Genomic DNA, 11,145 nt, shown 5'->3' with positions numbered 1-11,145 from the left:
CGACACCGGACTGCGCCGAGGTCTCCTCGGCACCCGCCGAGATCTGCGCCGAGGACGCCGACAGCTCCTCGCTGCTGGCCGCCACCGCGTCAGCGGACCCGGCCACCTGGCTCAGCACCGTGCGCAGACTCTCCTGCGCCGCGCCCAGCGAGGCGGCCATGCGGCCCAGCTCGTCACCCGCGGTGACCTCGGGCATGACGGTCAGGTCGCCCAGGGCCAGCGCGTCCACCGACTTCTGCACCGACCGCACGGTGCGGGTGAGCATCCGGACCACCAGGACGGCCAGGGCGCCGGCCGCCAGCAGCCCGATCACCAGGATCATGACGATCTGCACGACGATGGCAGCTGCCCGGTCCTCGCCGGCTGCGGCCTCGTCCGCGGCCGCAGCGGCCTGCGCGTCGCTCTCGACCGCGTACGGGTCCATGACCGCGGAGGCCAACGGCTTCTCCTCGTTGAACCCGTAGAACGCGGTGGAGCCGGCGTCGATCGCGTCCATCTGCCGGGTGGCGTTGGCGTAGTAAGCGGTCAGTGCCTCGTTGACCGCCGCCCACGCGGCGTCGTCGGCCTGGCTGCCCTCGTACTGGTCGAGCAGGGCCTGCAGATCGGTCTGCCGCTTGGCCAGGTTCTCGCGGAGGAAGGCGCGGGTCTCGGCGTCGGCGACGTTGTAGGACACGATGCGGACGCGGTCGCCCTGGAAGCTGCGCTGGATCGCGCCGAGGGTGTCCATCGGCTGGACGTTCTGGATGTACAGGCGGTGCTCGCCGTCACGCAGGTCATGCGCTCCTCGGACGGCGACGAAGGCGATGACCAACGAGACCAACCCCATCGTCGCCACCACGGCGGCGAGCTTGAGGGCTATGGGGCGGTCGGCGAACCAGTGGTGGGACCTAGTGGTGCGGTTCACGGGTGGGCTCCAGAAATCGGTGTGCGGGGAATTCCGCGACGCGGCTTCGGCCACGGGTGGTCGGCTGGCGACCGAAGTGGTTGACACGAGGATCCAGCCAGATCCGCACGTTCGAGTGCCGCAAAGGAACGTGTCGGCGGAATGGCGGAAAGTTGGCAGGCGACCGTCTCACGCCGAGCGCTTTGTCGATAGGCGCAGGCGGTGGACCGGGGCGCAGGAGAGCACATGAGCGATGAACCATTCGCCCATCCGGCCAGCGCTTTCCCATCGGCGGGTGGACCGACCGACCGCGTTCCGGTCTCACCCACGTGAGGGAAGCGCACGGGTGGCGTGCTCAATGGCGAACGGCGATGACCGATAACGGCTGGGCGAGCCGGATGTCCAGGGCCCTGGATCACGGCCGTGAGTGGACGAGACAGGACGGGGATGCTCCGTGAGCGACAAGGATGCACTGGCAGGGACCTCCACGCTCACCACCCGGCTGCTGTTGCGGGTGGTGAGCGATCGAGGCGGCGAGGAAGCTGTCGAGCGGCTGCTCGACCGGGCCGGTATGCCCGGGGACCGTGACCGGCTGCGCCGCCTCAGCGGTCGGGTCCCGTACTCCACCAAGCTGCAGTTGTTCGATGCCGCCGTGCACGAGCTGAAGGACCCGCGGATCGGGCTCGCACTGGGACGAGCTGCTGTCGCCGACCCCGCCCTTGCGATGCTCCGCCGCGTGACCACGGCATTCGGCTCGCCGTCTGCGGTGCTGCGGCAGGTGTCGCGGATCTCGACCCGCCTCGACAGCGCCGCGGTGTTCCGCTGTCTGTCCACGGACCGGGGGACGGCGGAACTGGTCTGGTGCGTGATGCCACCTCACCACCCCACCCGCGTGGACTGCGACTACAACATCGGGATGCTCATGCAGGTGCCGGTGCTGTTCGGACTGCCACCAGCGGTGGTCGACCACTCGGTCTGCCAGGTCGAAGGAGCGTCCGAGTGCGCCTACACCGTGACCTGGCAGGGCACAGGGCCCGCGCGGTGGTGGCATCGCCTCGGTCGACGGTCGGCGGCTCCGATCCCCCCGCAGGGATGCGGCACTGCGGCCGAGCAACGGCTGGAGAGCCTGCAGGAAGCAACGACGGACCTGGTCAGCGGGGACTCCTTGGGAGCGACGCTGGACCGCGTCGCGACCCGCGCCGACCGGGCGGTACACGCACCGGGACACGTGCTCGACGTCACCCTTCCCGGCGGGGAGCGGCACGTCCGGTCACGTGGCCTGGGTGCCTCGGCGCTGGCCGCCCTGGGGGATTCCCGGCTGCAGCCCGGGTGCCACCGGATCGGCGGCACGCAGGTCCTGGCCGTGCCTGTGACATCCGCGACCCGCGACTACGGGGTGCTCGCCGTGGTCGCGTGGCCTGGGCAGGCACTCTTCCCGGGGGACGCCGATGCGCTGAACGCCTACGCCCGGCACGCGGCGGCCGCCATCGAGATGACTGCCCTGCTCACCGAGGCACGCGATCAGGAAGAGACGGCACGCTTGCTGTTGTCCGTGGCGCGCTCCCTGGCCGGCCGGCGTACGGCCCGTGACATCGCCCAGGCCGTCGCCGATGCCGTTCCGACCTTGTGCGGCGCCGATCGAGCTTCGGTCGCGCTGTGGGAACCCGGTGCTCAAGCTGTCTGGATGGCCGGGTTGAGTGGCTGGCCGCCGGGCCTGGCCGAGCAGGCGGCCGGCTACGTGACCGACACGGAGGAGAGCCCCGAACTCGGCGAACTGGTCGCCACCGGCGCGCCGATGCTGGTCGACCGCTCGAGCTCGGACTGGGCTCGGGCAATGCTGGAGCAGTTCGGCGTGTCCGCCATGGGTGCCGTGCCGATCAAGGCCGATGACCGGCTCGTGGGCATCGTGCTGGCTCACTGGGTCGCCGGCGACCCGCCGGCAACGCTCGGCGACGGGCTCGCCGAGCGGCTCTGGGGACTCGCCGGCCTGGCCGGCGTGGCGCTGGACAACGTCCAGCTGCTCGACGAGATCCGGCAGCACTCCCTCCACGACTCCCTCACCAGTCTGGCCAATCGCGCCCTCTTGGAGGCCCGCCTGCGGACCGCACTGACACGTCCGGCGTCGCCGAACGGGCAGGTCGGTCTGCTCTTCTGCGACATCAGACGGCTCAAGCGCATCAACGACAGCCTCGGGCACGGCGCCGGCGACGTGGTTCTGCAGGAGGTCGCCCGCCGGTTGCGGTCGGTGGTCCGCGAGCAGGACACCGTGGCCCGCTACAGCGGCGACGAGTTCGTCGTCCTCCTCCCGGATGCGACCGACCGCAGCGTGCGGGAGGTTGCCGCCCGGATCCATCGGTCTCTCTCGACCCCGCTCTCCGCCGACGGCCACGACGTCTTCGTCGACCTGGCCATCGGCATCGCAGTCACCGAAGCGCCGGCAGGTGAGCCCGACGAGGCGGCGCAAGCGCTGGTCCGGCGCGCCGCCCAGGACATGGACGGGGTCAGGAACGGAGGCCCGGTCTCGCCCGCCGGCGGGGACGGGCGCCGGGAAGGACTGCGTCTGGAGACCGACCTGCACGGAGCGGTCGACCGCGGCGAGGTGGAGGTGCACCTGCAGCCCCAGGTGGAGATCGCGACCGGCCGCGTCGTCGCAGTCGAGGCGCTCGCCCGGTGGCGGCACCCCGACCTCGGCTATGTCGCCCCGGACGTCTTCGTCCCGATCGCGGAGGCGAGTGGCCAGATCCAGGACATCGGCATCCATGTCATGCAAGAGGCCTGCCGCGTCATCGCAGGGTGGCGCGCCGAGGGGCTGGACCTCGAGGTCGCCGTCAACGTCGCCGCCGTCCAGTTCACCGATCCCGGCTTCACCGACGTCGTGTCCTGCGTGCTGGCGCAGACAGGGCTACCCGGCGCCCGCCTCACCCTGGAGGTCACCGAGAGCCAGGTCTTCTCCGAGGTCGCAGCCCGGCACGGGCACCTGGAGCGCCTCCGTGCCATGGGCATCGGGCTGTCCGTGGACGATTTCGGAACTGGCTACTCGTCCCTGGCTCAGCTCCACCGTCTTCCGGTGAGCGAGATGAAGGTGGACCGAGCCTTCACCGCGGGGCTCCACGACGGAGCCCCCTCGCCCCTCGTGGCCGGCATCGTCGGTCTCGGGCACGGGCTGGGGTTGCGGGTTGTGGCCGAAGGCGTCGAGACGGCGGCACAGTTGCGTGCGCTGCGTGCCATGGGCTGCGAACGTGCCCAGGGATACCTGTTCGGTCGCCCGGACACGCCCGCCGCGCTCCGCGGGCAGCTGTTGGCGAAGGCCCGCAGCAGTCTCTCGCCGTCAGCGGCCTGAGCGATCGAGCGCCGGCCTCCCCGGCCGGTCCGGGAGCCAGCCGCTGATCCGGTCCCGCGACACCCGCCCATCGCCGGCGCGCCGGAGTCGCCGCCGGATGGAGCCACACGCGCTGCACCGATCGCGACGCGTACTGCCCGGAAAGGCCGGGTGGCGACCGGGGAAGAGGTCACCACCCGGCCCGTGCCGGTGGTCGTGCGGTCGCGGATCAGTAGGTGAAGCGACCCACCGTGGTGCGCAGGTCCGACGCCATCCGCGACAGCTCGTCCACCGCGATCCGGGTCTGGCCCAGCGCCTGGGTCGTGGAGTCGGCCGCCCCGGAGACACCGGCGATGTTGGCGGCGATCTGACCGGTGCCGTCGGCGGCCTCCTGCACCGAGCGGCTCATCTCGTTGGTGGTGGCGGTCTGCTCCTCCACCGCGCTGGCGATGGTGGTCTGCCGGTCGGAGATCTGCGCGACGATGCTCGAGATCTCCTCGATCGCGGTCACCGCCGCGGTGGTGTCACCCTGGATCGCCAGCACCCGGCGGGCGATGTCCTCGGTCGCCTTCGCCGTCTCCTGCGCCAGCTCCTTGACCTCGTTGGCCACGACCGCGAAGCCCTTGCCCGCCTCACCCGCCCGGGCGGCCTCGATCGTGGCGTTGAGCGCCAGCAGGTTGGTCTGCTCGGCGATGCTGGTGATCACCTTTACGACGTTGCCGATCTCCGCGGAGGAGTCACCCAGCTTGGCGACCGTGGCCGTGGTCGTGGCGGCCGCTTCGACGGCGCGGGCGGCGACCTGGCTGGCCTCGGCGGCGTTGCTGGCGATCTCCCGGATGGAGGCACCCATCTCCTCGGCACCGGCGGCGACGGTCTGCACGCTGCGGCTGACCTCCTCGGCGGCACCGGAGACGACACCGGACTGGGCCGAGGTCTCCTGCGCTGAGGCGGAGATCTGCGCCGAGGATGCCGACAGCTCCTCCGACGACGCGGCCACCGCGTCCGCCGAGGCGACGACGGAGCTCAGCACCTCGCGCAGGCTGCCCTGGGCGCTGTCGAGGGCGGCGGCCATGCGGCCGAGCTCGTCCCGGCTGGTCACGCCGGTGGAGGTGGTGAGGTCGCCGGCTGCCATCGCCTCGGCGGTGGTCTGGACGGCGCGGACCGTGCGGTTGATGCGGCGCACCACCAGGACGGTGAGGCCGACGGCCACCAGCGCCGCCAGCCCGGAGACGATCAGCAGCATCCGGGTCGCGGAGGTGGCGTCCTCGGAGGCCTCCTCGTTGCGCTCGGCGGCCTCGGCCGACTGGGCCACGCCCTCCTCCTCGAGCCCGTCGGCGATGTCGCTCAGCAGCGGGCTGGAGACCTCGCGGTAGACCTGGGCGTAGGTGGCGAGGTCACCCGCGTCGGCCGCCGGGAACAGCTGCGCGGTGTTCGAGGCGAGGAACTGCTCCCGGGCACCCAGGTACTTGTCCATGGCGGCCTGGTCGATGACGAACGGCTGGTACTCGGCGAGGGCCGCCTCGACGTCCGCCTGCTTCTCGGCCATCTCGCCGATCAGCTCCTGCCGGCGCGCCGGGTCGGAGACGGCGTACTCGAGCACGCGGGCACGGTGGGCCGCGGTGGCCCGCTGCACGGCGGAGAGCGCATTGAGCGGCTTGAGGTTCTCGTCGTAGATCCGCTCCTGGTCGGCCTGCATCTCGCTCATGCGGGAGATGGCCAGGGCGTCGGCACCCCCCAGGACGACGACGAGCAGCGCCACCACGGCACCGACGCGGACCCCCAGCGGGCGGTCGGCGAACCAGCCGGAACCACCCGGCAGGCGCGTCCGGGAAGAACGAGAACTCATGACTGCTCCTGTGCACAGAAAGGGGGTCGCGGCGACGGGGATGGCTGCGAGGGTGTGTCGAGCGACAGAAGGATGAGGGGCACCGGTGGAATTCGACGCCGATGACACGACGTGTCGCACCGACCATTCGGAAAGTTCGGTGAGCGCCTTTTCCATGTCGACACGTCGCCATTCATCCTCCTGCGGCCGACTCACGACCGGAGCAGGACGCCGGGCGGCGGCATTCCGACAGCTCATCGGCGATGTGTCCCGCCACCGGCCCGGTACGCCGACGCTGCCGGACGGCACCTCTCGATGGTGGGGACGTCGGTCAGGGGGTCCGCGGGTTCGTCTCGGTATGGCAGTGGATCGCGAGGATGGCGACGTCGTCGTCGGTGCGACCGCTCACGATCCGGTCGAGCAACTGGTCGCAGAGGTCCTCGAGAGGCACCCCGTGCAGGCGCTCGAGCACCCCGGTGAGGCGCTCGATGCCCTCGTCGATGCCGGTCCGACCGTGCTCGACGATGCCGTCGGTGTAGAACACGACCCTGTCGTCGGTCCGCAGTTCCAGCTCGTGGTCGGTGCGCGCGGTGATCATCCCGGCGCCGAGCAGCCGCTCCGCCGTACTGCCCAGCAACTGCACCCGACCGCCGGGACGCAGCAGCACGGGCGGCAGGTGTCCGGCCGAGGACCAGCGCAGGATGCGCCGCCCTGTCCCCACCTGCTCGGGTCTCTGCTCCAGACGGGCGACGAGCGCGGTCGCCAGGGTGCCGACATGCAGGCCGCTGAGCGCCCCGTCGACGCGCGTGAGGATGCGCGCCGGGCTCTCGCCGCGGTCGTAGGCGATGCCGCGCAGCATGCTGCGGATCTGGCCCATCGCGGCCGCGGCGTCGACGTTGTGCCCCACCACGTCCCCGATGACCAGCAACGTGGAGCCGTCGGGCTGCTGGAAGGCGTCGTACCAGTCACCGCCGACGTGCATGTGACTGGCCGCCGGCTGGTAGCGGACGGCGATCTGCAGGTGGTCGGGCTGCGGCGGCGGAGTGAGCAGACTGCGCTGCAGCGTCTCGGCGACCATGAGCTGCCGGCCGTAGAGGCGGGCGTTGTCGAGGCCCAGCGCGCCCCGTCGGGCGACCTCGACGGCGGTGGCGACCTCCGCGTCCGTGTGCGGCGGACGGTCGCCGGTGTTCATGAGTGCGATCGCGCCGATCGTGCCGGCGCGGGACCGCAGCGGCACGATCGTCGACGAGGTCGTGTCCAGCCGGCGCCACGCCGCTCGCACCTCCTCGGTGCCCAGGACGGGTTCGAGGAGCGCGGGGTCGATGACCGGCAACCGGACCGGCTCACCGGTCAGCAGTGCCGCCATCAGGGGCGAGTCGTCAGCGGTCCCGCGTACCCGACCGGTGAGGTAGGCGTCGAGGTCGACGAGTCGTGCGGGGTCGCGGTGGGCGCGGGCCTCCTCCCCGGTGGGACGGCCGTCGTCGTCCAGCATCGCGACCATCGCCCAGTCGGCGAGCCGCGGGACGACGAGCTCGGCGAGCCGGGCGGCCGACTCGTCGCTGTCCAGCGTGCTGACCAGAGCCTCGCTGACCTCGGCGAGGAAACGCAGGCCGTCGGCTTCGGCCTGCGCGTCGACGACGCCGTCGTGACCCGCAGGGGACGGCTGCCCACCGGCGCCGGGCGGTGGTTCGGCGAGCTGGGCAGCGGCGGACTCGCTCACCACGACTCCCGGGGTCGGTTCGGAGACGCCTGCTGCGCCGCAGGACCGTCGGAACAGTACGCCAGCACTCCGGCACCTGAGCCGACGAAGGGCAGTGGCAGCAGGTCTTCGTGCTGGGCTCCCCGGGTCGATGGCCTACAGTGCCCTGCGTCCACGTGCACCGAGGGACGTCGACGTGCGGAGCGGAGCGGATGAGCGAGACGCTGTGGTCCCGCCGGTCGCTGCCACGGCCGGGCGCGGCAGCCACCGCCGGACGGTGGGAGGGTGCGCCCGCCAGCGCGGCCGAGCTGACCGCGCTGCGATGGCAACTGCACGCTTCCCTTCTCGAGGCCGCGGGACCCCCCGGTGCCACCGACGACGACATCGAGCGGCTGCTGCTGGCCTTCGAGGAACTACTTCGTCGACGTCACCGACCGGCGCATCGTCCAGCAGCAGGCCGAGCGCGCGGCCTCCCGGGAACGCCTGCTCAACCTGATCACCGAGGACCTGGCCGGCGAGCTCGACGCGGAGGCGGCCGTCCGACGGCTCTCCCGGCTGGTGGTGCCCGCCGTATCGGACATGTCGATCGTCACGCTGATCGACGACGACCGGGCCGCCGGCTCACGCCGCGGTCTGCGCAGCTCCGTGTCGTGGCACGCCGATCCCGGGCTCCGTGACGCGGCCGAGGCCTACGCGCACTCCCGGCTGAGCGCGCTCAGCGAGGACGCGATCATCGTCCGCGCCCTGCAGACCGGGGAGACCCAGCTGCTGAACGGCGACGCGACCCCCCGGGGGCTGGAGATGCTCGAACCCGGTCCGGCGCGCGAGGCGCTCGCCACGCTCGCACCTGATGCCGTCGCGGTACTGCCGCTGCCCGGCCGCACCGGGCCGGTCGGCATGCTGACCCTCTGCAACGGCGCCGGGCGCGGCCCGTTCACCCCCGAGGACCTGGTCACCGCCCGGCACGTGGCCGCACGTGCCGGACTGGTGCTCGACAACGCGCGGCTGTATCGCCAGCAGCGCGACCTCGCCGAGGGGTTGCAGCGCTCCCTGCTCACCCCGCCGCCGGAGCCCGACCACCTGCAGATCGTCGTCCGGTACGTGCCCGCAGGGCAGGCCGCGCAGGTCGGCGGCGACTGGTACGACGCGCTGATGCAGCCCACAGGCGCCACCGTGCTGGTCATCGGCGACGTCGTCGGCCACGACATCCAGGCCGCCGCCGCGATGGGGCAGATCCGCAGCATCGTGCGAACCCTGGGCGCGCTGGACGACGACGGGCCGGCCGCGGTGCTCCGCGCGACCGAGGAGGTCATGGCCACGCTGGGTTCGGGCATCCTCGCCACGACGGTCGTCGCCCGCCTCGAGCAGACCGAGGAGGAGCGCTCCCTCGGACTCACCCGGCTGCGCTGGTCCAACGCCGGCCACCCGCCGCCGGCCACGATCGCCCGTGACGGCGCCGTGCAGCTGCTCAGCACCGGCCACACCGATCTGATGCTCGGCGTGGACCCCGCCGCTCCTCGCCGCGAGTCGCAGGTGACCCTGGGCCGCGACTCCGTCGTCGTCCTCTACAGCGACGGCCTGGTGGAGCGGCGTGACGCCGACCTCGACCGCGGCCTTGCCCGGTTGCAGGCCATCCTGGCCGACCTGGCCGGTCGCGAGCTCGAGGAGCTGTGCGACGAGCTGCTGGCCCGGATGCTGCCGGGCACCCCGGACGACGACGTCGCCCTCGTCGCCGTGCGGCTGCACCGCCAGGACGAACCCCGGCCACCGGAGGCCGGGCCGGACCGCGTGCCACCGGGCTTCCCGACCGACTGACCGCCGGGGGCTCAACCCCAGCGGGTGGTCAGCCGGACGCTCGCCCCGCTCCCGTCACGCCGGAGAGCGACGTGGTCGCAGAGCTGGCGCGCGAGCCACAGGCCCATCCCGCCGGCCGAGAGGTCCGCACCGTGCGCGGGGCCGTACCCGGCGAACGGGTCCGTCCAGCCCCGCCCGGAATCGCTGATCGTGCACACCAGCGTGCCGGGAGCCGTCCACAGCCGCAGCGCGACCGGTGCTCGTCCGTGCCGGAGGGCGTTGGACGCCATCTCGTCCACGGCGAGCAGGAAGTCCTCGACGTGGTCCGCCGGACCATCGACCCCGGCCAGCAGCCGGCGGACGGCGTGCCGGAGCCCGGTGAAGTCGGCGACGTCCTCGACCGCCAGCGCCGGCACAGTGCCCTCGAGAGGCTCCGCCGGCACCGGCAGGGTGGCCAGGTACCGCTCCGGGTCGACGTACTCCTGGTTGGGTGTCAGCCCTTCTCTGCTGCGCAGCTGCGGATGCGTGTGCCGGGCGGTGTCCAGCAGCGGCCGAGGCAACCGCTCGGCGTCGAACACGCACAGGCCCCACAGGGGAAAGGGCGCGAATGCGTCGTTGATGACCGACTCGTAGCGCTGCCACTCGTGCCAGTCGGCCTCCGTCGTGCCGAAGTCGACCTCGCCGACCACGCGCACCCGTCGCCCCGCGGCGGCGTGCTCGGCGGCCAGCCGCCGGAACGTGGTGATGGCCGTGGGAGTCCGCGACCGGTACAGCTGGTGCCGGTCCAGCACGAGCAGCCGCGGGTCGTCCCCCACGGCCTCGCGCAGCAGCTCCGTGGTCGCCGGGCCGACCGCTAGGACGGCGGCATCACCGGCAGCCAGCCCCTCGAGGAGGAACGAGGCGGCGACCGCGGTCAGCTCGTCGATCGACTCGTGGATCAGGCCATCGTGGCGGAACCCGAGAGCTCCACTGACGTCGGATGGGGAGGCCGTGCCGCCGCAGGACTTCCGACCCGCTTCGCCTCGCAACGGCTCGTCCTCGATCCGCGCATCGGTGCATGGCAGCCCCCCGGGGGGACCGGGTCGACGGTACCCGTGGTCGCCGTCGGCCACCTGCGCCGAGTGGGACTCCGCGGACGAGCGCCTGCCCAGTGCGCAGAACCCAGCGGAGCGCACGGCAGGAAGGCCGTGCGCTCCGCTGGTGGGGCGCGTCGGTGATCAGTACACGAACTGCCCCACCGTGGTGCGCAGGTCGGCGGCCATCCGGGACAGCTCGTCGACCGCGACCCGGGTCTGGCTCAGCGACTGGGTGGTGGAGCCGGCGGCCTCCGACACCCCGGTGATGTTCTCCGCGATCTGCGTGGTCCCGCTGGCCGCCTCCTGCACCGAGCGCGACATCTCGCTGGTGGTGGCGGTCTGCTCCTCCACCGCGCTGGCGATGGTGGTCTGCCGGTCGGAGATCTGCGCGACGATGCTCGAGATCTCCTCGATCGCGGTCACCGCCGCGGTGGTGTCACCCTGGATCGCCAGCACCCGGCGGGCGATGTCCTCGGTCGCCTTCGCCGTCTCCTGCGCCAGCTCCTTGACCTCGTTGGCCACGACCGCGAAGCCCTTGCCCGCCTCACC

General features: G+C 72.3%; 7 protein-coding genes. 2 read left to right on the top strand and 5 right to left on the bottom strand.

The annotated features are described in order from the left end of the window. On the bottom strand, positions 1 to 904 hold a 904-nt coding region (locus C5507_RS21555), incomplete at its 3' end, for an MCP four helix bundle domain-containing protein (RefSeq protein WP_158657683.1). A 433-nt stretch (positions 905 to 1,337) separates the two neighbouring features. Here C5507_RS21555 and C5507_RS21550 point away from each other — a divergent pair. Further along, positions 1,338 to 4,223, top strand: a complete 2,886-nt coding sequence (locus C5507_RS21550) for a putative bifunctional diguanylate cyclase/phosphodiesterase (RefSeq protein ID WP_104530539.1) — start codon at positions 1,338 to 1,340, stop codon at positions 4,221 to 4,223. Between the two features lie 208 nt (positions 4,224 to 4,431). Here the strand turns inward: C5507_RS21550 and C5507_RS21545 are convergent, their stop codons facing one another. Next, complete coding sequence (locus C5507_RS21545) at positions 4,432 to 6,048, bottom strand: methyl-accepting chemotaxis protein (RefSeq protein WP_104530538.1); 1,617 nt, start codon at positions 6,046 to 6,048, stop codon at positions 4,432 to 4,434. A gap of 310 nt (positions 6,049 to 6,358) precedes the next feature. Beyond that, complete coding sequence (locus C5507_RS21540) at positions 6,359 to 7,747, bottom strand: PP2C family protein-serine/threonine phosphatase (protein ID WP_242611234.1); 1,389 nt, start codon at positions 7,745 to 7,747, stop codon at positions 6,359 to 6,361. Positions 7,748 to 8,092: 345 nt separating this feature from the next. Here C5507_RS21540 and C5507_RS21535 point away from each other — a divergent pair, with 345 nt between their 5' ends. Continuing rightward, complete coding sequence (locus C5507_RS21535) at positions 8,093 to 9,541, top strand: PP2C family protein-serine/threonine phosphatase (RefSeq protein WP_104530536.1); 1,449 nt, start codon at positions 8,093 to 8,095, stop codon at positions 9,539 to 9,541. Positions 9,542 to 9,552: 11 nt separating this feature from the next. On the opposite strand, the gene C5507_RS21530 is transcribed toward C5507_RS21535, so the two are convergent. Both C5507_RS21530 and C5507_RS21525 read right to left on the bottom strand, forming a co-directional pair. Beyond that, positions 9,553 to 10,548: a sensor histidine kinase gene (locus C5507_RS21530; protein WP_104530540.1), complete on the bottom strand. Its 996-nt coding sequence runs from the start codon at positions 10,546 to 10,548 to the stop codon at positions 9,553 to 9,555. A gap of 189 nt (positions 10,549 to 10,737) precedes the next feature. Continuing rightward, positions 10,738 to 11,145, bottom strand: a 408-nt coding sequence (locus C5507_RS21525; protein WP_249027842.1) for a methyl-accepting chemotaxis protein, incomplete at its 5' end; no start/stop codon positions are given.

This window comes from Blastococcus saxobsidens (genome assembly GCF_002938435.1).
Taxonomy (GTDB): domain Bacteria; phylum Actinomycetota; class Actinomycetes; order Mycobacteriales; family Geodermatophilaceae; genus Blastococcus; species Blastococcus saxobsidens.
This window is presented reverse-complemented; position numbering and strand designations above follow the sequence as displayed.